The sequence below is a fragment of the Methylorubrum sp. GM97 genome (assembly GCF_024347855.1).
Taxonomy (GTDB): Bacteria; Pseudomonadota; Alphaproteobacteria; order Rhizobiales; family Beijerinckiaceae; genus Methylobacterium; species Methylobacterium extorquens.
In genome coordinates, this window is sequence record NZ_AP025942.1 from 5,259,934 (window position 1) to 5,279,402 (window position 19,469).

Consider the following 19,469-nt stretch of genomic DNA (forward strand, 5'->3'; position numbering starts at 1 on the left):
ATCCTCGAACAGCAGGGCCGGCGGTCGCCCGCGGGCGCGTTCGAATCGGGATGTGTTCCAATCCATGATCAGCAAGCCAAGTCGTCGTCGTGTCCTTCACCTCGTCGGATCGGCCCGACCCAATCTCGACGTCGGCGCTGGTGTTGTGGAGCGCCAGCAGCGTGCGAACCATCGGGTGCGGGCTCGTCCCGGTCGCAAGCCGCGTAAGAGCCGCGCCAGTCCTTCTCCTTGCCGGGACAATCAGGACCTGCGCCCGGTGCTCGGTGAGGGCCAAGGTGCCGTCCAAGTCGAACACGACGAACGCGGGCTCTCGCCGGCGTGAGGCTCTGATCGAGTGCGGGGATCGCTGGTCGCGCTCTCTCGTCGGCAGGACGTGCAGTCGTGAGCGCTCGACGGGTTCGAACGACTCGGGGGGGCAGTTCGATAAATGCGTAGTGGAGAATGGCGTGTGTGTTTTAAAATCTGGTCAGACCAAGCTAAATAAAGTCATCGTCTTATATTTGATTGAATACGGCTTCTGATCAATAGTTGATTTGGGTTTGTATTTGCCATATTTAACTGAAGTGCGTCATCGCACAGACGACTTTGTGTTGATTTTATAGATTGATGCATCCTAAACCCAGATATAGCGGCGTCTGCGGCCTTCCATAACTCTTCGTGACCCGCGTTGACGACGGTTGAGCCTCGCAGAAATGCGTCGCCAGCCGTGGAATTATGGATCTCAAAAAAGCAACAGAGACACTTATCGTTTTCGCCGATTTGGACCTTCTCGTTGAACGGGTGCTTGCGCTGGTGCGGGCGCATAATGCGCTGAGGCGGGACGGTTTTCACCTGATATCCGATGACGATTTGGTCGAGATCTATCGATTGCTCACCGAGCTTCATGAGGTGGCGATCGATGGCGTTGATCCAGACTTGGTCGCGCCGACAATTCTTCAACTGCGCCTGAAGCTCACCGTCTTGGAAGTGACGATCAGGGCCCATCTCAACGCGCCAAACCCCCAATATTTGCATTGAGGTCATGCTGAGGCAGATCGGATAACCGCCTTTGGCTTACGAATTTCGGTTGGGAGCCGAGGGGGCGCCCTCCGATACGCGGTCTGTGAAGCTATTCACCAAAATAGGGTGCATGCGTCCGTAGCCCCATCAAGCGTGACCGGCATGGGTCTAGGTGTCTGGTTCGCGATGTGGTGATACGGTTGGCCACCGTGCTGCGCGAAATGCGCCGTGGGCGCGGTTCTCTGCAGCAGCGCCACGACGACTGACGCAGTCCGTTGCGCGATACAGCGACGTCAAGACAGCGTGAGGGCGGCTGCCAAGCACGACGGCGTCGGTCCGAGCGCCGTGTAGAAGTGGTGCGATCAAGAGACGACGGCCGATGCCGCCATGGGCCGAAGGAGCCCCGCTCGACGTTGAAGACACCGGAGGAGAGACGGTCATCGTCGCTATCCGGCGGCACACGGTGCTAGCGCTGGACGACGGCCTCTACTGCCTGCAGCCCACCATCCCGCACCTGACCTGTTCGTCGCTGCGCGGCTGCCTGAGCCGGCTGCCGGAGATGGATGGCGACAAGCCCGAGAAGAAGCGCTTAACCGAATACGCCATCGGCTACCTGCGCGTCGATATTGCCGAGGTCAGGACAGAAGGAGGCGAGCTCTACCTCTTCGTCGCCATCGATCGAAACTCGTAGCACGTCTTTGCAGAGCGAGAGGCAGAAGCTAATCGCTACACTGCATCGGACTTCTTACACGCGCTGGTCGCGTTCGCCCCGTACAAGATCTACGCGGCGAGCCTAGGCGACGAAGTTCGAGATGCTCGCGCCGCACTGCAAGCCGCAGGTGGACGAGCCGCCGGTCGCGCATTGCTGCCCTGAACTGCCAGTCGTGCCAGCACCTTCAAGACGAAGTGTGTGGCTTGGAGACTGGTGATCCAGCGCAGAGGGGCCGTCGGCGTCAGCTCCGCCAGACAGTCCCCTCTGACATAACTCAGCGAGCGGACGCTGCTGTGGCGTCGGCCACGATCTTGCGGTTGGCGGGCGCAGCAACCGTGATGTGAGGCGTGGTCGTAAGCTCGGACGCCGGACGGACCGAAGCAGTGGCGCGAGCCTGTTCGCGGAACAGCGGCGGGGTCAGATGAATGCTCTCATCAGCCACGGCGGAGTTCGCCACAGCGACAGACGCGAGAGCGACGAGGGAAAGAAGCTGCATCGTACGCATGGATCATCTCCGGTGTGGTCAGCCTGTCACGGCGACCGATGGAGGATTGAACCATGGAATTTGTGCAGTGCGATAATCGCTGTGTGCATCGCACCATAATGCGCTGTCAGGCGTCTCGTCTCGATATTATGCAGAACCTCTAGGCATGTTGCGTCGCTTCGGGTCCATGAGCCATGCGCTCGGCGGATATCAAGAAAATCTTGAAATGCTCAAAAAGATTTATTCTGACGCGTTATATTTCGCTTAGGCGCCTCCACGACCGTTTGAGTGCATAGGCCTGCGCAAAAAGTATTTCCGCTACGCAATGAAACCAACCCTCGCTCGGCCAGGCATCGCAATTTAAAACCTGGATACTGATAGGTTGCTGTCGTTGCTTGGCCTGGGCAGATCGCGGATATGCCGATCGTGCACGCGTGAGTGGATCGACCTATTTGGCCGACCATGCTGAGAAAGCTCGCCCAATGACGAAAACCCGGAGCCCAAGGAGGATCGTGGGACTGCCAGTCGGCGCGCCGGGCGTGTCCCGATAGCCGCTCACGTTGCCGAACAGGATCTTTTGCGGATCGGTGCCGATCGCCTTGTGCCCGCCTGTGATCATCACCCCCACCAATCCAGACGCGACGTCCCGTGCTCGGGATGGACGCCGAAGATCTGCGGCGTGGTCCGGCCTAAGCGCACGGCCTCGGCGCCGAAGCGCCTGATGAAGTCGGTGCAGGCCTTGTAGATGTTCGCGCAGGCCGTGGTGCCGAGATACCGGCAGGGCGGTGAAGTCGGTTGGAGTGCGCCGAAGGCTCTGCGCCCTTGATCCGCTTCGGAGCGGGCACCAGTCCGTGACGGGGCATCAGTGCAGCCCACCGACATGGAAACCGTCGGTTCCCTCAGCCTCGCCGGTCGGAGGTAAGAAGAGTTGCACCGGCCCGGTACGCGCAGTGGATAGCACGTGCCGGCGCCGAAGGTTTCAGGGGCTCGTTCACCAACAGAGAATGGCGTCACTCCTCCCGTCGGATGCGAAGCCGATCGACCGTAAGCTCGCCGATCTCTAAGCGGCCGATCCGGGCTCGCCCGATTGACAGCCGCCCGATCGCGAAAGCTCCTACGGCAAGCGCACCAACGGCGAACGCTCCAACGGCGAGTGCCCCGACGGCGCCCCGCTTGACCGCGGCCTCTCGGATCGCTACGGATGTCAGCGGATCAGCAGGTAGCTTGCGGATCATCGTGGCAGACCTTTCGCTCGAAGGAGGTCCCGGCAGAGTGCGAGGCATTGGAGTTCAGCCTTGCCGCCAGCCTATCTCGGCGATCGCGCGCAAGCGAGACTGGATATCACCGCAGGGTGAATCTCGCGTCAGCGAATCACCCTCTCCGTGTTGCCGTCTCTTAAAAAAGTCAGCCACTCCACCCCGACTGTTCATCGCTTTGTCGCAGGTTCAAGGCCGGCTGGGGGAGCCAAACTCTTCCAAGCTCTCGGAAGCCTGCGGTTTCCGCACTTTACGGTGCGCTGGAATGAGCGCGAGAGCGACGGCTGCGCAGTGCTGATCGTGTGTGATCCGCCCGACCGGCTTTGCTGAGTTGCCCCCTGGATCGCGCTTGGGCTCGCTTGAAGGGCGTTATGCGCATCGGCCTCGCGCCGCCTCTATAAGAGCGAGAGCCGCCCGGTCTTCCGAGGCGGCTCCCTTTTACGATGTGCTCGGCCGTTGATCGTGACACGAGTTGTCGTCGGCGACAGCTCTCACGTGACCGCTGCCTCAGCGCTTCTCGTCAACGACGGGGGCAAGAATGCGCGGGGTCTGCTGGTGTTGGACCACCCGCCATTCCTCGTGCGACAGCCGGCGGTAGGTCGAGGTGCAATGGGCCTCGTAGGTTTCTTCGCCCCGTGAGGCTTTCACGGAGTAGGCGATGACGATCAGGCCTTCCTGGGGACGCGCGATCCGGCCATCGTCGAATTCGACGCCGGACCAACGGGGCGTGTTCGCGACCGCTTCGATCGCTTGAGCGCCGCCGAAGACGTAGGGCGGCTGCGGCAAGGCCATCAGGCACTCGTCGTCGACGAGTTCGCGGTAATGATCCGGGTCACCGGTCCAAAGGCTCTTTTCGAACGACCAAACACGATCATCGTCCACGGGGTCCTCCTCAGGCTCTCGAAGTGCCGGGACAAGACCTGCGCGCGGTGATCGTTCCTGGAGTGCACCCACCCTGATGGTCGCGTGCGTCGCCCTGCCGGCATCGGACCGGTCAAAACTCTCATGCTCACCAAGAAGCCGGCGAGCTTCACGTCGACCTGTTCCGCCAGCGCCCTCAGGCGCTGGCGACCTCGAACTCCATGCCGCGTCCCGGTCCCTGGTCGGCATAATCCACGAGCGTCAGCCCGCGCTCGATCAGCGTCTCTTCGAGAATGTCGCGGTGCTTGCGCACCATCTGCCCGATCGCCAGCGGCGTCAGGCGCGGGCTCGAGCGACGCAGCGCATCGACGCCGACATGGGCCGGCATGCCCTCGTTCTCGGCGATCCGTGCGAGCGCCAAACCCAGGTCGCGCGCTTTCGTCTCCGCGGCCGATTTCGGCTTGAAAGCCATGTGATGCCTCTTCTATCGATACTTTCGTCAGGCGGCCTGCAGCGTCTCGGCGAAGTCTTCCGGCACCTCGCCGAACCGACCGAGAATCGTTGCGCTTTCCAACTCCCCCGTTTCGTCGTCGGCCACGATCTGGATCGCGGCGGTGCCTGGCAGCCGTGTGGCCATCGCCTCGGCCCGCTTCAGTGCACCGTTCACCGTCGGCGACACTTGCTGGTCGCCGGGGCACAGACGTTTGCGCTTCAGAATGAAGGTCTGCACGAGGTAGGTCGTCCGCATCGTCACCGTCGGTTCTCCCGCACCAGGACCGAGCCGGCCGCCATTCACGCGTCGGGCAGGCCGACGCGGTCACGGAAGCCCGAGCCGGAAATCGGCCGCCCGCTTGTTCTATTTTCGTTCTAGCATGAAAGATGGCGCTGCGTGAGCCTGTTTTGCAGCGCCGACACGCTTGGCGGGCGGCTGTTTGCAGCGTTCGCGATCAGCCACCACCGATGCCGGAGATCACTTTGCCGGTGCCGTTGCAGTCCGGGCAAGCTTTGGCTTCGATCTGGCCGCTTCCGCTACAGCGGGGACACAGGTTCTCACCCGTTCCGGGTGTTCCGGGCGGTGCTTCATCGCCGGGTTTCGCGGGTTCCGATTGCGTCATAATTACGCTCCCTCATCTGAGGTCAGGGAGAACCCGCGCCGTTTTAGCCGTGTTCCCGGCGCCGACGTTTACGACGAGGGGCCCGCATCGACGTCACGCAGGATAGCGGGCACCTCGTCGATGATCTCGCGTGCCAGGAAGCCGACTGGTCCGACGCGCTCGGCGAGCCGTCGCCCGGCTTGCCCGTGCAGATAGACCCCCCATGCTGCCGCTGTCGTCGCCTCCGTGCCGCGTGCGAGCAGCCCCGCGACGATGCCCGCCAAGACATCACCGGAGCCGGAGGTCGCCAGCCCGACGCCGCCGCCGCTGTAGAGCCATGGCTCACCCGAGGGGGGCACGATCCAGCTCTGCGCGCCCTTCATGATCACGACGCATCCAAGCGTTTCGGCAGCCCGCTGAGCTGCCACCAGAGGATTGGCTTCGACCTCGCTTCTGTCGATGTCCAGGAGCCGGGCCATCTCGCCGGCATGCGGCGTGATCACCGCGCGGCCACCGCAGGATCGAACCGCGCCGGCCTGCGCGCCAAGCCCGGCAATGACGCCGGCATCGAGCACGAGCGCCGAGGAGGCTCCAGCCGGAAGAAGTGCGTGGACGAGCGCGTCGGCCGTGGCCCCGGCGCTCAGCCCCGGGCCGATCAGGATCGCGTTGCAGCGCTCCGCCAAGGCCGGCAGGCGCGCCGCGGCCGCGGCCGGGTCGATCCCACCCTCCTCCGTCTCGGTGAAGCCGATGACCCGCGCCTCGGGCACCGCGAGAGCCATCGCCGATGCGGCGCTCTCCACGGTCGCGATTCGGAGGCGACCGGCCCCGGCCCGGAGCGTGGCGACGCCCGCCAGAAAGGCGGCGCCCGGAACTTCGGCGGATCCACCGACCACGAGGACCGTGCCGCGCTGCTCCTTGCTGCCCTCGTCGGGGATCGGCAGGGGCAACTCCCGAAGGCGATCGAGTGTGAGGTGGTTTACCTTCATCGGGCGGCTGCGTGTGCGTCCGGATCGGTCCAACGTCGCGGCGTCATCCTTCGCAGGTCCGAGGATGGTGCCGGACGGTAAAGCGTCGGACGGCGCGTCCGTATCCCTGCAGCGTACGAGCGACCTCGTTCGATTTGGCCGCTTCAAACGTGTCACTGGCTCCAATTAGCAATTGGATACAAAATCGCGGCCTCGGGTTCCCCGATGGACAGATCATCGGGAACCATCATGAAAAAACTTCTCATTCTCGCAAGCGCGGCCGGCCTCGTGGCTGCGAGCCTCGTCCCGCTGACGGCGACATCGGCCGATGCCCGCTCCCGTCACAAGAGCCGTGGGATCGTCACGAGCGACGGCAGCGTGACCGGCGGACGCGGCCGGGGCCAAACGATCTCTCGTGGCGCCACGGGAGCCAGCACCATCAGCCGCAATTCCGCGGCGGGCGGCAATGCCAATCAGCCCGAGCGTGCGGTTCCGCAGGGGAGCGGTGGCGGTGGAAGCGGTGGCGCCGGCGCGCAGTGAAGCCACTCGGCGCCGGCGAACGGCGCGGGCGGCGATCACGACGACAATCGATGCGAAGAAAGTGTGTGATCGATGGCACTCCGTTCCGAGACCCCGCCCCCTCCGGCCGACCATGTGCCGGACGCACCCGCTCCGTCGGAGCGTCCGACCAGCGCGCAACTGAAGGCCGAGATCGATTCCGGCCGCACCGGCGATAAGATCCCCGCTCACGATCCCGGCTTGTCGCCCCTCGGGACCGATGACGAAGCGGCCGGGACGCCTGCGGATGCGTCCCGCGTCGCGCTGGCACGCGAAGAGGAGACCCGGCCGCGCCGCCAGAGGGCCAGCCGAATGCAGACCGGGCACGGTGCCAATCGTTGGGTTATGCCGGCCTATTACGGGGCCATCGTGGTGGCGGCCCTGGCGGTCGGACTCGTCGTGTGGCTGTTGCGCTGACCTGACAGATCGCTGCGATCGGGCGATCCCAGCCATTGCCCCGGCGGCGTGATCCGGTCGGCCCGCTTCGGACGCCCTGCCGGCGCGTGTCGATGCACGATTGTTCCAACTTTACGCGATGGTGCAACGGCATCTTATCGGGCGCCTGCCACGCTTCGATGCTCACGCGGGGACATCGATGTCCAATCATGCAGGATTTCTGGTCGACGCCCCTCCGACGCCCGGTGAACCTGGGTTGATCGCGGTCGATGAGCACACCTCGATCGGGTGCTGGGTCCACGACATCTCCGCGCAGGACGTCGAGATCGTCGTTCCCGACGCGTCCCTCGTCCCGGACGTATTCCTGCTGACATCGTCGGCCCAGGAATCCATCAAGGTGTGCCGCACCCTGTGGCGAACCGACGAGATGATCGGCGCACGGCATCTCTAGGGCGTCGTCCAGACAATGGTCGCCGGCCTTCGACACCGCGGTACGATAAGGGCGGCTTCGAGCATCGCTTCGGAAAGCGCATCGATGCGTGTGCAACGAACCACGCAGGCCGTTGCCGGGTTGATCGAGCCGGAGGTGCCTCATGGCCAAGACCAAACAGACGGACAAAGTCGAAGCCCCGGATCGACCGCGCCTGACGCCCCAGGGCCATAGCAGCGGCACAGCTTCCGGGGAGGACAGCACCGATCCCCAAGGCGGCGCGAAGCAGGGCCAAAGCGACAAGGCGGAAGGCGAGCGGCGCGAGGGATAAGCGCTGAAGCTCTGGTCGCCTGAAACGCGGTGATCCGCGTGTTCCCTTGAGGTCAACGCGTGACGGGCCGGCTTCTCAGGAGAAGACCGACCCGCCTGTCGCCTGCGTACCGCATTGGGGGGCTGGCAGCCCAACGACAGTGATTCAAACGGACCGAGTGCCGCGGATCATCCCGAGCCGTAACGACCGGGAAAACTTCGATAAGGCCGCCAAATCGTTGCCACAGCGGTCTTTTTTCAGCGAAATCGCTGCGGAACGAGGGAATTTTATCCCCATCATGTGCGCGAGCACACGAAGTTCGCTTTCCGTGACGGTGGCTGCCGAAGAAGGCGTTTCCCCCAAACCGCACGGAATCTCTCGGATATCCCGGCTTTACATCGGTGCGTTCGACCGGAGCGTGGGCAAACGTTGGCCCGCCACGGTTCACGTCCGGCACCTTGCATCATTAGCGACGAATTTCCGGCCGCGTCGTCAACGGTAAGTTCTTATTAACCATCTCGATGCAATCCTCGTGACCATCGCTCCCCCTTGCCGGTTGCGACACAGTTCCTTCAGATTCGGCCTGGTCGATTCATGGTACATCTCGCGACGGACTGCCCCAGCGGATTGATCGTCGAAGCCGCCATGCCCGCTCTAAATGGCGAGAGTCGCGATCGGATCGGACAGGGCCTGCGTGAGGCCTATGTCGAGCGCTGCGACGCGCAGCCGATCACCGACGCGCAGGTCGAATTGCTGCTGCAACTCCGGCAGAAAGAGCGCGATCGCCGCCGCAGCGCCTGAGGATCGGGTCTCCCCGTCTCAAGAGGCCGTGGCTTGACGATTACTGCCAGCGCCGGGCCTTCGGCTGCTGGCGCCGGACCTCGGCGGCCCGGATCATGGTCAGCACTCGATCGAGATCCTTCAGCAAAGACGACTCGGTCGCGCGTGCCGAGGCGATCTCCTGGTCATCGCTGCCGAAGCGCTGACGCTGCTGCTGCAGCGTCAACTCGTCCTCAAGGGCCGCCCGCTCCGCATGGAGCGCGAGGTAGGCCGCGTCCTGAGGATCGGCCGGATCGAGGAAGGGCTCTTCCTCGCGGGGTGAATGTGGCTCCGTCACGATGACGGTCTCCTCGGACGTTTCAAGCGCAGACCCGGTCCCACTCAGGATCTCAAGAATGAGATCTCGTGAAGATCACTCTCGTGGAACGACTGAGCGTGCCTCACGAAACTTCCGGGCGCTGACCATCGTTGCATCGGCCGCTATGGTGCGGCGGACATATTGTCAGAGAAACTGACCCGCGCACCTGTTCCGGTAACGCTCCCGGGGGACGAGTGGTCCCGTCGCGATCCCATCCTCCGTGAAATTTCGTCTTCCCCCGGGGCTTTCCGGGAGCTTTCCAGGGGCTGTCATGTCACCGTCATGTCGCCGTCATAGAGGCGGCGCGTCGGTGCACTAGATGGCAGCAGCGTCGCAGCGAGACCGGTTTCAAATCAGGACCGGCCCCGACAATGCGCCCGACACCCTACGGAGATGCTCGTGAAACCCTTCACTTACGCTCTGGCCGTCGGCCTCGCGGCCGCCCAGCTCGCGACCTCAGCCCTGGCCGCCGACATCACCGGCGCCGGTGCCACCTTCCCCTTCCCCGTCTATTCGAAATGGGCTGAAGCCTACCGCAAGGATACCGGTACGGGCCTGAACTACCAGTCGATCGGCTCGGGCGGTGGCATTAAGCAGATCCAGGCCAAGACCGTCGATTTCGGCGCCACCGACGCGCCGCTGAAGGCCGCCCAGCTCGAGAAGGACGGCCTCGTTCAGTTCCCGACCGTCATGGGCGGCGTGGTCCCGGTGATCAACGTCCCGGGCATCGAGGCCGGCAAGGTCAAGCTGACCGGTGAACTCCTAGCCGACATCTATGCCGGCAAGATCCTGAAGTGGTCCGACCCGAAGATCGTCAAGCTCAACGACGGCGTGAAGCTGCCCGACGCGAACATCACCCCGGTCTACCGCTCGGACGCCTCCGGCACGACCAACATCTTCACCACCTACCTCTCCTCGGTCTCCGAGCCGTGGAAGAAGGAATTCGGCGCCGCCACCACGGTGAGCTGGCCGGTCGGCCAGGGCGGCAAAGGCAACGAGGGCGTGACCGCCACCGTGAAGCAGGTTCCGAACTCGATCGGCTACGTCGAGTCGGCCTATGCCAAGCAGAACAAGCTCGCCTACACGCTGATCCAGAACAAGGCCGGCAAGTACCCGCAGCCCGACGACAAGGCGTTCCAGGCCGCCGCTGCCAGCGCCGATTGGAAGTCGACCCCGGGCTTCGGCATCACGCTGACCAACCAGGCCGGCGAGGAAGCGTGGCCGATCACCGCCGCCACCTTCATCCTGGTCCACAAGGAGGCCGCGGACGCCGCTAAGGCCGGCGACGTGCTGAAGTTCTTCGACTGGGCCTACAAGAACGGTGACAAGCTCGCGACCGAACTCGACTACGTGCCGCTGCCGGACAACGTCGTCGGGCTGATCCACGAGGAGTGGAAGGGCATCAAGGGCAAGGACGGCAAACCCGTCTTCGGCATGTAAGCAACCGTCTCAGGCCCTCTCCCGCACCCGGGAGAGGGTCTTTCTCCGAGTGTCCGGCTCGCCTCACGAGCCACGGCGCGCTAAACGCCCTCCATTCGAAGAGCCCTTCCGCGGATGACCGCCTTGACCCAGTCCATCGCCCTGGCCAGCGAGAGCGGCGTGCCCCGCACCGCCCCGAGCAAGACCGCCGACCGCCTGTTCAAGGGCGCGGCCTACGGCTCGGCTCTGCTCGTGCTACTGGTGCTCGCGGGCATCCTCGGATCGATCATCTACGGGGCGATGCCCGCGTTCAGGGAGTTCGGCTTCGGCTTCCTCACCTCCAGCGCCTGGAACATCGGCACCGAGCAGTTCGGCGCGCTGCCCGCCGTGATCGGCACCGTCGCCGCCGCCCTGCTGGCGCTCGTCATCGGCGTGCCGGTTTCGCTGGGCATCGCGATCTACCTGACGCAGCTCTGCCCCGGCTGGGCGCGCAAGCCCGTCGCCATGACCATCGAGCTGCTCGCATCGGTGCCGAGCATCATCTACGGCATGTGGGGCCTGTTCGTGTTCGCGCCGCTGTTCGCCCGCTTCGTGCAGGTGCCGGTCTCGAACCTCGTCGAAGGGCTCCCGATCGTCGGCACGATCCTTTACGCGCGCATCCCCTCCGGCGTCGGCGTGCTCACCGCCGGCATCATCCTCGCCATCATGATCGTGCCGTTCGTCGCCTCGATCACCCGCGACATGCTCGACCAAATCCCGACCGTGCTGCGCGAGAGCGCCTACGGCATCGGCTGCACCACCTGGGAGGTCGTGCGCCATGTCCTCGTGCCGCAGGCCTCGGTCTCGATCATCGGCGCGATCATGCTCGGCCTCGGCCGCGCGCTCGGAGAGACCATGGCGGTCACCTTCGTGATCGGCAACGCCAACCGCCTCTCCGCCTCGATCTTCGATCCGGGTTCGACCATCGCCTCGCGCATCGCCAACGAGTTCAACGAGGCCGACGGGCTCCAGCTCTCCTCCCTGATGGCGCTCGGCTGCCTGCTCTTCATCATCACCTTCGTCGTGCTGATCATCGCGCGCCTGCTGGTGCGGCGCACCAAGGTCGCCTGAACCGAAACGTCCGCAACGCCGCCAGCCTCGGAAAACGACGCGCCATGGATGCCAGCACTCCCCTCGCAACGGCCGAACGCCCCCGGAGGGCGAGTCGTGTGCGCTCCGGCCGCCGGATCGCCGACCGCGTCCTGATCCTGGCGAGCACCTTCGCCACGTTGCTCGGCATCGTGGTGCTCGGCTCGATACTGCTGATGCTGATCGTCGAGGGCGTGAAGGGCTTCACCCCCGCCCTGCTCACGGAACCGACACCGGGGCCGGGCTCCGTAGGCGGCGGCATCGCCAACGCCATCCTCGGCAGCCTCGTGATGACGTTCATCGGCATCGTCATCGCCACGCCGATCGGACTGATGGCCGGCACCTTCCTCGCGGAATACGGCCGCACCTCGAAGATCGCGGACATCATCCGCTTCCTCAACGACGTGCTGCTCTCCGCCCCCTCGATCCTGATCGGCCTGTTCGTCTACACGCTGATGGTGCGGCCGATGGGGACCTATTCCGGCTGGGCCGGCGCGGTGGCGCTGGCCATCATCGCCACCCCCGTGATCGTGCGCACCACCGAGGACATGCTGCGCCTCGTGCCAAGCCAGATGCGCGAGGCCGGCGCCGCGCTCGGCGCGCCCCGCTCCCTGGTCATCCGCGCGATCACGTGGCGGGCGGCGAGTGCGGGTGTCGTCACCGGCATCATTCTGGCGCTCGCCCGCATCGCCGGCGAGACCGCGCCGCTGCTGTTCACGGCACTCAACAACAACAGCTGGTTCAACGCGAACCTGCTCGGCGGCGTGCCCAACCTGCCGGTGATGATCTACCAGTTCGCGTTGTCGCCCTATCCGAACTGGCAGAGCCTGGCCTGGGCGGGCGCCCTTCTCATCACCGTCACCATCCTGGCCCTGTCGGTGGTGGCCCGCCTTGTGATCAAGGACCAGCGGGCGCGCTGAGGCCGCCCCCCGGACAGACCTCCTACCTGCGAGACAATCCGATGAGCGCCTCCCCCGCGATCCGCAGCCAGTTCGAAGGTCGAAGCCCGGCCGACGTCAAGGCTCCGGTGCGCATCGCCTGCAAGGATCTCAACTTCTACTATGGCAGCTTCCATGGCCTGAAGGACATCAACCTCGATTTCCGCGACCGGCAGGTGACCGCGCTGATCGGGCCTTCGGGCTGCGGAAAGTCGACGCTGCTGCGCACCTTCAACCGCATCTACAGCCTCTATCCGGAGCAGCGCGCGGAAGGTGAGATCCTGCTCGACGGGCAGAACGTTCTGGACCCGAAGATCGACCTGAACGAATTGCGCTCGCGCGTCGGCATGGTGTTCCAGAAGCCGACCCCCTTCCCGATGTCGATCTACGACAACGTCGCCTTCGGCCTGCGCCTCTACGAGAAGCTTCCGAAAGCGGAACTCGACGTGCGCGTGGAGGAATCCCTGCGCAAGGCGGCGTTGTGGGACGAGGTGAAGGACAAGCTCAAGCAGTCCGGCACCGGCCTCTCCGGCGGCCAGCAGCAGCGCCTGTGCATCGCCCGCACCGTGGCACAGCGCCCCGAGGTCATCCTGTTCGACGAGCCGACCTCGGCCCTCGATCCGATCTCCACCGGCCGCATCGAGGAGCTGATCGAGCAGTTGCGGACCGAGTTCACGATCGTCATCGTGACGCACAACATGCAGCAGGCCGCCCGCATCTCGCAGTTCACGGCGTTCATGTATCTCGGTGAGCTGATCGAATTCGACGCGACCACGAAGATCTTCATGAACCCGGCCAAGCGGCAGACCCAGGACTACATCACCGGCCGCTTCGGCTGAGATCGGCCGCGACTGCACGACAGTCGCAGCCCCCTTGCGCCCTCGTTGAGACGCGCCCTCTTCCGCCGGACCCGTGTCCATCGCAGCTTGAGAGCGCCCTCGTCCGACCGCCTGATCGGGAAATTCGCGACATGGCCGACCATATCGTCTCCTCCTACGACACCGACCTCGAGAACCTGCGCCGCTCCATCGCTGAGATGGGCGGCGTGGCCGAGAAGATGATGACGGATGCCACCGACGCGCTGGTGCGCCGGGATACCACCCTCGCCCAGGCGGTGATCGTCGCCGACAAGCGCCTCGACCTGCTGCAGCGGGAGATCGAGGAGCGTTCGGTTCTCCTTATCGCCCGCCGTCAGCCGCTGGCCATCGACCTGCGCGAGACGATCTCCGGCATCCGCGTCTCGGGCGACCTGGAACGGATCGGCGATCTCGCCAAGAACATCGCCAAGCGCGTCGTGGCGATCAGCGATCAGGCGCAGCCGCAGAAGATCGTGCTCGGCGTCCAGCACATGAGCGACCTCGTGCAGGAACAGCTCAAGGACGTGCTCGATGCCTATGCGAGCCGCGACGTGACCGCCGCCCGCGAGGTGTGGGAGCGGGACAGCGCCATCGACGCGCTCTACAATTCACTGTTCCGGGAACTCCTCACCTACATGATGGAGGATCCGCGCAACATCTCGTTCTGTACGCACCTGCTGTTCTGCGCCAAGAACGTCGAGCGGATCGGCGATCACACCACCAACGTCGCCGAAACCATCGAATACCTCGTCACCGGCGAGACGCCGACGGCCGAGCGGCCCAAGAACGACGCTTCGAACTACGCGACGATTACGCCGAGCACCTGACACCGAAGGTTTTTCGGCGGGCGCGGCGATCAAGAAACGTCTCCGGCTCCTCTCTCGAGGGCCGGGCGTGACGGATGGAAAGACGGGCGATGACGAGTGCGCACATCCTGATCGTCGAGGACGAGGAATCGCTGACGACCCTGCTGCGCTACAATTTGGAAGCGGAGGGTTTCCAAGTCGATGTCGCGGTTCGCGGCGACGAGGCCGACCTTCGCCTGCACGAGACCACGCCCGACCTCGTACTCCTCGACTGGATGGTGCCGGGGCTCTCGGGGATCGAGCTGTGCCGGCGCATCCGTGCCCGCCGTGAGACCGAACGCCTGCCGGTCATCATGCTCACCGCCCGGGGCGAAGAGACCGACCGTGTGCGCGGCCTCTCGACCGGCGCCGACGACTACGTCGTCAAGCCGTTCTCCGTGCCGGAGTTGCTCGCCCGCGTCCGTGCGCTCCTGCGCCGCGCCAAGCCCACCCACGTCTCCGACATGCTCGTGGCCGGCGATATCGAGCTCGACCGCGTCAGCCATCGCATCCGCCGGCAGGGCCGCGAGATCCATCTCGGGCCGACCGAGTTCAAGCTGCTCGAATACCTGATGCAGAGCCCCGGCCGAGTCTTCTCGCGGGAGCAGTTGCTCGACGGCGTGTGGGGCCATGACGTCTACATCGACGAGCGCACGGTCGATGTTCATGTCGGCCGCCTGCGCAAGGCGATCAACCGCCCGCGCCAGAGCGATCCGATTCGCACCGTGCGCGGCTCCGGCTACTCGTTCGACGAGATGTTCGCCGGAGCGGAGTGATACGGTCTCCGCCTGATCGAAGGGGGAACGGTCTCGCTCAGCCCGCGCGGCGCTTGAGCCAACTCCAAATCCGCCATCCCGAATGGATCAACCGCGTTTCGGTCTGAGGGGCGGTCCTGTGAGTCGGGCAACGCCCGTCCCCACTCGGTACACGCGGGCAATCGCCCGTCATGGCGGGCGTGCCCGGCCGTCCTCTCCCGGAGGCGTTAGCGGAAACCGGCGACGCGGCGGTCGCGCTTGCGCTCGGCGGCCGGCTGATAGGCGATCTGCGCGTGCTGGGTGCAGTACGGAAGGCCTGTGATCGCGCGGCCGCCGCAGAAGCGGAAGTCCGGCGAGGTCGGGTCGCCCATCGGCCAGCGGCACATCGATTCGCGCAGATCCATGATGGTGACCCGCTCGGAAACCGCGAGGGCCACCGGCTCCGGGGCGGGCTTCTGCGGCAGCGGGAAGTCCGGTGCGGGCCTGTGTGCCACGATCGCAGGCGGCTCCGGCAGCGTCGGCTCCTCGGCGACCACGACCTCCATCTCGACCTCGGCAGCCAAGCCCTCCCGGCGACGTCCCTGCGACGCCGCACCCATCGACTTGACGCGACCGGACAGCCCGAGGCGATGCACCTTGCCGATGACGGCGTTGCGCGAGACGCCACCGATCTGCAGGGCGATCTGGCTGGCGCTCAGGCCGTCGTCCCACAGGCGACGAAGCAGCTCGACGCGCTCATCCGTCCAGCTCGGGACCGCTTCCGTCATTGTCCCCTCCACGTCGAAACATCCTTGAACGTGAGACCGGCCGGCAGCGCGGCGCTGCTGGCGCGCATGGCGACAGCAGGCATGGCCAGGGCCCGCGATCCGGCCCTGCACATGTCGGTTAACAGACGCCAAAGATGCCGTTGGCGACGCTGTGGAGACTACAGGACAGCTCGGCCGCGGAGCAAGGGTCCGCGCGTCTCACCGTCCGGTTTCCCCCGGCAATCGGGCCCGTCGGACGGTGAGACGGATCGGTTTCCGTGGTGGAGCCAGCGAATCCTCCGCCATCCGTTAACACGTTGCGTAAACTTGATCTTTTCCGAGCATCCGGATCGGGCGAGGGCCGGCTGGCCGGGGTGCCGGGCGGTTGCGCGTATCGCCGAGATGTCCGCGGTCGCGTCGGAAGCGCGATCGAAAAAGATTGTCCGGGCGGACGGGATGACTATGTGACGGACGTCGTCCGCCGGCCTGCCGCCTGTGGACAACCCACTTCAAGCGGACTTTGGGAGATCGCATGCGACTGCGCCTCGCGCCGGCCCTTTTCCTCCTTGCCGCGATGCCGGGAAACGCGATGGCCGCGGGGCCGGCCGCACCGGTTCCGAACGAGGCCGCGATCCGGCTGGCCAACCACCGCGCGGTCTACGACCTGTCGCTGGCGCGCTCCGAAGGGACGCGGGCGGTCGAGGGCGTGCGCGGGCGCATCGTCATCGATTTCTCGGGCGACGCCTGCCGCGGCTACACCATGCAGACGCGTCAGGTGACGATGCTCAATTCCGGCGAGTCCGGCGACCGCACCTCGGATCTGCGCAGCACCACCTTCGAGAACGGCGACGGCAAGAGCTTCCGCTTCCGCACCACGACCGTTCTCAACAACGCGCCCTCTCCGGCCGTCGATGGGACAGCGGAGGCGGCCGACGCGCTCAAGGTGAAGCTCAAGGAGCCCAAGCGCGACCAGTTCCAGGCCGAGGGCGCGGTCCTGTTTCCGATCCACCACATGATCCGCCTGATCGAGGCGGCCAAGGCGGGCGAGACGACGGTCTCGGCCAAGGTGTTCGACGGTTCGGATGACGGGCGCAAGGTCTACGACACGCTGGCCATCATCGGTCGCCCGAACGCGGCGCCCGCCGCCGACACCGAGCGCGACAAGCCGCTGCGCGAGGGCGACCACGGCACCATGCGCCGGTGGCCGGTGACGCTGAGCTACTTTACCGCCGGAGCGGGTGAGCGCACGCCGATCTACACCCTCACCTTCGACCTCTACGAGGATGGCGTGAGCGGGCGGCTGCACCTCGATTACGGGGATTTCGCCATCGACGGGAATCTGACGCGGCTCGACCTCGCCAAAGCCGACCCGAAGGCCGATCCCACCTGCAAGAAGTAGTCGCCGCGCCTCAGGTCCGGCGACGCTCCGGCTCGCCGGTGAAGACGAGCCCGCGCTGAATCGCGGCGCTGCCGAACTTTTCCCGCAGCCGGTCGAGCGCCGCCTCACGGCGGGCGACGCGCTCGATACCCTGATCGGCGAGATCGCCGCGGTCGGCGTGGATCGCGCCGCAGAGATCGCCGCCGCCAATGCCGATCAGCCGGAAGGCCGTGCCGTCGCAGGCCGCCCGCAGCATCGGTTCGCCCTCGCGGAAGAGCCGGTCGGCGAGCTGGGTGGGTTTCAGTCCGCCGCGGGTGCGGGTGCGCAGCCGGAATCGGGCATCCTTCAGCTTCAGCGTGACGCTGCCGGCGGCGAGTTCTGCCCGCTTGAGCCGTGCCGACACCTTTTCGCAGAGCTGCCAGAGGATCGGCCGCAGATCCTCGAACCGGGTGAGATCGGTCGAGAAGGTCGTCTCAGACGAGACGCTCTTGGCCTCCCGGGTCGGGCGCACCGGCCGACGGTCCCGGCCGGCCGCGAGATCGATGAGACGCAGCGCATCGCGCCCGAGGGATGCCTGGAGGCGCGTCGGATCTGCCCGCGGGATGTCGCCGACGCGGTGGATGTTGAGGGCAGCGAGGCGGTTTCGCGCACTTTCGCCGATACCGGGCAGGATGCCGACCGGCTTGTCGGCGAGGAAGGTCGCGGCGTCCTCGCCCGCGATGATCGAGAAGCCGCGCGGCTTGTCGAGGTCCGAGGCGATCTTGGCCAGGAACTTGTTGTCCGACAGTCCCACCGACACGGTGATGCCGACCTCCGCCTCGACCCGTGCGGCGAAGCGGGCGAGCGTGAGCGCCGGGCTCGTCCCGTGCAGGCGCTCGGTGCCGGAGAGGTCGAGGAACGCCTCGTCGATGGAGACCGGCTCGACCAGCGGCGTCAGCGCCAGCATCATCGCCCGCACCTCGCGGCCGACGCGGGCGTACTTCTCCATATCCGGCCGCAGCACGGTGGCATCGGGGCAGCGCTTCAACGCCTCGAACATCGGCATCGCCGAGCGCACGCCGGAGATCCGGGCGAGATAGCAGGCGGTGGAGACGACGCCGCGCTTGCCTCCGCCGATGATGAGCGGCTTGTCGCGCAAAGACGGGTCGTCGCGCTTCTCGATCGCCGCGTAGAAGGCGTCGCAATCGACGTGGGCGATGCTCAAGGCGTCGCGGGCCGCGTGCGTGAGCAGGCGTGGCGAGCCGCATCCGCGGCAGCGCAGGGCGCCCTCGACTTGCATCGTCAGACAATCGCGGCAGAAGGGTCTCACGTCGAAAACCTCGCCCGGCCTTTGCCGGGCTGATGCGGGCGAGACAGGTTGTACGAATGTCCGGAGCCGCCGACCAGGGTTCTCCCGCGCACCATCCCACGCCAAATCCCGATGCCGCTCCCCTGCGCATCCTCGTCCTCGGCGGGACCACCGAGGCCAGCGCGCTCGTCGCCCTTCTGGCGCGCGAGCCGGATGTCTCGGTGACGCTGTCGCTGGCCGGCCGCACCGCCGCGCCGCGGCCCGAACCGGTGCCGACTCGTATGGGCGGGTTCGGCGGTGCGGAGGGGCTGGCGCGGTGGATTGCCGGGAGCGGCATCGAGGCGGTGATCGACGCGACCCACCCCTTCGCCGCGCGGATCTCGGCCAATGCGGCCGAGGCCTGCAGGGCTGTGGCGGTGCCGCTCCTCGCGGTGCGCCGCCCGGCCTGGGAGCGTCAGCCCGGCGACGACTGGATCGCGGCGGCGAACGTGCCGGCCTGTCTCGACGCGCTCGGGGCCGCACCGAGAACGGTATTTCTCACCATCGGCCGGCAGGAACTGGCCGCCTTCGCCCGCGCGCCGCAGCACGCTTATGTCGTGCGCACCATCGATCCGGTCGGCGACGCGCTGCCGGTGCCCAACCTCGTCACCGTCAGCGCCCGTGGCCCGTTCACGCTCGCGGATGAGATCTGCTTCATGCGCGAGGCGCGAATCGAGGTGCTGGTGACGAAGAATTCCGGCGGCGCCGCGACCTATCCGAAGATCGAGGCCGCGCGTCGGCTCGGGCTTCCCGTGGTGATCGTCGACCGCCCTGCCCTGCCGGATGTGCCCGCCATCCCCGATGCCGTGGGCGCGCTTTCCTGGCTGATGGCACGGCGCAGCGAGCGCAGAGCGCCGTAAATCGGCTCGACGC

General features: G+C 65.8%; 23 protein-coding genes and 1 pseudogene. 15 read left to right on the plus strand and 9 right to left on the minus strand.

Translation table 11 applies throughout. The features are described 5' to 3' along the window. Positions 1-714: 714 nt before the first annotated feature. Both MSPGM_RS24340 and MSPGM_RS24345 read left to right on the plus strand, forming a co-directional pair. The gene (locus tag MSPGM_RS24340) at positions 715-1,017 is read left to right on the plus strand and encodes a hypothetical protein (protein WP_043766610.1); all 303 of its coding nucleotides are present in this window, start codon (positions 715-717) and stop codon (positions 1,015-1,017) included. Positions 1,018-1,378: 361 nt separating this feature from the next. Next, positions 1,379-1,690 (plus strand): hypothetical protein, encoded by a 312-nt coding sequence (locus MSPGM_RS24345; RefSeq protein WP_003601278.1) that lies wholly within the window; start codon positions 1,379-1,381, stop codon positions 1,688-1,690. Positions 1,691-1,985: 295 nt separating this feature from the next. Here the strand turns inward: MSPGM_RS24345 and MSPGM_RS24350 are convergent, their stop codons facing one another. From MSPGM_RS24350 to MSPGM_RS24370, 6 genes and pseudogenes are all read right to left on the minus strand, one after another. Next, positions 1,986-2,216, minus strand: coding sequence for a hypothetical protein (locus MSPGM_RS24350; RefSeq protein WP_003600810.1), 231 nt, complete (start codon positions 2,214-2,216; stop codon positions 1,986-1,988). A gap of 427 nt (positions 2,217-2,643) precedes the next feature. Then, positions 2,644-3,077: pseudogene (locus tag MSPGM_RS25440) on the minus strand (hypothetical protein). Positions 3,078-3,958: 881 nt separating this feature from the next. Continuing rightward, positions 3,959-4,333 (minus strand): DUF4440 domain-containing protein, encoded by a 375-nt coding sequence (locus MSPGM_RS24355; RefSeq protein ID WP_003600807.1) that lies wholly within the window; start codon positions 4,331-4,333, stop codon positions 3,959-3,961. 175 nt (positions 4,334-4,508) lie between these two features. Continuing rightward, positions 4,509-4,784 carry a hypothetical protein gene (locus tag MSPGM_RS24360; protein ID WP_003600805.1) on the minus strand — a complete coding sequence of 92 codons (276 nt, stop codon included), beginning with the start codon at positions 4,782-4,784 and terminating at the stop codon, positions 4,509-4,511. A 27-nt stretch (positions 4,785-4,811) separates the two neighbouring features. Further along, positions 4,812-5,066, minus strand: a complete 255-nt coding sequence (locus MSPGM_RS24365; protein WP_003600804.1) for a hypothetical protein — start codon at positions 5,064-5,066, stop codon at positions 4,812-4,814. 429 nt (positions 5,067-5,495) lie between these two features. Next, entirely contained in the window at positions 5,496-6,392 is an 897-nt protein-coding gene (locus MSPGM_RS24370; protein WP_003600803.1) for an NAD(P)H-hydrate dehydratase, read from the minus strand. 228 nt (positions 6,393-6,620) lie between these two features. On the opposite strand from MSPGM_RS24370, the gene MSPGM_RS24375 reads away from it, so the two are divergent. The 5 genes from MSPGM_RS24375 to MSPGM_RS24395 all read left to right on the plus strand — a co-directional run bounded on the left by MSPGM_RS24375 (position 6,621) and on the right by MSPGM_RS24395 (position 8,866). Continuing rightward, a complete protein-coding gene (locus MSPGM_RS24375) occupies positions 6,621-6,911 on the plus strand; it encodes a hypothetical protein (protein WP_003600802.1) in 291 nt (96 codons plus the stop codon). A 72-nt stretch (positions 6,912-6,983) separates the two neighbouring features. Continuing rightward, positions 6,984-7,346, plus strand: coding sequence for a hypothetical protein (locus tag MSPGM_RS24380; RefSeq protein ID WP_003600801.1), 363 nt, complete (start codon positions 6,984-6,986; stop codon positions 7,344-7,346). A 100-nt stretch (positions 7,347-7,446) separates the two neighbouring features. Further along, positions 7,447-7,776: a PilZ domain-containing protein gene (locus MSPGM_RS24385; protein ID WP_244426821.1), complete on the plus strand. Its 330-nt coding sequence runs from the start codon at positions 7,447-7,449 to the stop codon at positions 7,774-7,776. 142 nt (positions 7,777-7,918) lie between these two features. Next, on the plus strand, positions 7,919-8,086 hold the full coding sequence (locus MSPGM_RS24390) for a hypothetical protein (protein ID WP_003600798.1): 168 nt from the start codon (positions 7,919-7,921) through the stop codon (positions 8,084-8,086). A gap of 573 nt (positions 8,087-8,659) precedes the next feature. Continuing rightward, positions 8,660-8,866, plus strand: coding sequence for a hypothetical protein (locus MSPGM_RS24395; protein WP_003600796.1), 207 nt, complete (start codon positions 8,660-8,662; stop codon positions 8,864-8,866). A 40-nt stretch (positions 8,867-8,906) separates the two neighbouring features. On the opposite strand, the gene MSPGM_RS24400 is transcribed toward MSPGM_RS24395, so the two are convergent. Continuing rightward, positions 8,907-9,182, minus strand: coding sequence for a hypothetical protein (locus MSPGM_RS24400; RefSeq protein ID WP_003600795.1), 276 nt, complete (start codon positions 9,180-9,182; stop codon positions 8,907-8,909). 420 nt (positions 9,183-9,602) lie between these two features. Here MSPGM_RS24400 and pstS point away from each other — a divergent pair, with 420 nt between their 5' ends. The 6 genes from pstS (at position 9,603) to phoB (ending at position 15,166) form a co-directional block, all read left to right on the plus strand. Continuing rightward, positions 9,603-10,643 carry a phosphate ABC transporter substrate-binding protein PstS gene (gene pstS / locus MSPGM_RS24405; RefSeq protein ID WP_015857616.1) on the plus strand — a complete coding sequence of 347 codons (1,041 nt, stop codon included), beginning with the start codon at positions 9,603-9,605 and terminating at the stop codon, positions 10,641-10,643. A 114-nt stretch (positions 10,644-10,757) separates the two neighbouring features. Next, entirely contained in the window at positions 10,758-11,732 is a 975-nt protein-coding gene (gene pstC / locus MSPGM_RS24410; RefSeq protein WP_003600792.1) for a phosphate ABC transporter permease subunit PstC, read from the plus strand. A gap of 44 nt (positions 11,733-11,776) precedes the next feature. Continuing rightward, on the plus strand, positions 11,777-12,670 hold the full coding sequence (gene pstA, locus MSPGM_RS24415) for a phosphate ABC transporter permease PstA (protein ID WP_015824741.1): 894 nt from the start codon (positions 11,777-11,779) through the stop codon (positions 12,668-12,670). A 41-nt stretch (positions 12,671-12,711) separates the two neighbouring features. Then, complete coding sequence (pstB, locus tag MSPGM_RS24420) at positions 12,712-13,527, plus strand: phosphate ABC transporter ATP-binding protein PstB (protein ID WP_003600786.1); 816 nt, start codon at positions 12,712-12,714, stop codon at positions 13,525-13,527. Positions 13,528-13,658: 131 nt separating this feature from the next. After that, complete coding sequence (gene phoU, locus MSPGM_RS24425) at positions 13,659-14,372, plus strand: phosphate signaling complex protein PhoU (RefSeq protein WP_003600785.1); 714 nt, start codon at positions 13,659-13,661, stop codon at positions 14,370-14,372. Between the two features lie 89 nt (positions 14,373-14,461). After that, positions 14,462-15,166, plus strand: coding sequence for a phosphate regulon transcriptional regulator PhoB (phoB, locus tag MSPGM_RS24430; RefSeq protein ID WP_003600784.1), 705 nt, complete (start codon positions 14,462-14,464; stop codon positions 15,164-15,166). Between the two features lie 206 nt (positions 15,167-15,372). Here phoB and MSPGM_RS24435 read toward each other — a convergent pair whose 3' ends face one another. After that, the gene (locus tag MSPGM_RS24435; RefSeq protein WP_003600783.1) at positions 15,373-15,912 is read right to left on the minus strand and encodes a GcrA family cell cycle regulator; all 540 of its coding nucleotides are present in this window, start codon (positions 15,910-15,912) and stop codon (positions 15,373-15,375) included. Positions 15,913-16,423: 511 nt separating this feature from the next. Here MSPGM_RS24435 and MSPGM_RS24440 point away from each other — a divergent pair. After that, entirely contained in the window at positions 16,424-17,290 is an 867-nt protein-coding gene (locus tag MSPGM_RS24440; protein ID WP_003600782.1) for a cell envelope integrity EipB family protein, read from the plus strand. A 10-nt stretch (positions 17,291-17,300) separates the two neighbouring features. On the opposite strand, the gene MSPGM_RS24445 is transcribed toward MSPGM_RS24440, so the two are convergent. After that, positions 17,301-18,578, minus strand: coding sequence for a DNA polymerase IV (locus MSPGM_RS24445; RefSeq protein ID WP_003600780.1), 1,278 nt, complete (start codon positions 18,576-18,578; stop codon positions 17,301-17,303). 56 nt (positions 18,579-18,634) lie between these two features. On the opposite strand from MSPGM_RS24445, the gene MSPGM_RS24450 reads away from it, so the two are divergent. Further along, positions 18,635-19,456, plus strand: a complete 822-nt coding sequence (locus MSPGM_RS24450) for a cobalt-precorrin-6A reductase (protein WP_003600778.1) — start codon at positions 18,635-18,637, stop codon at positions 19,454-19,456. Positions 19,457-19,469 lie beyond the last annotated feature (13 nt).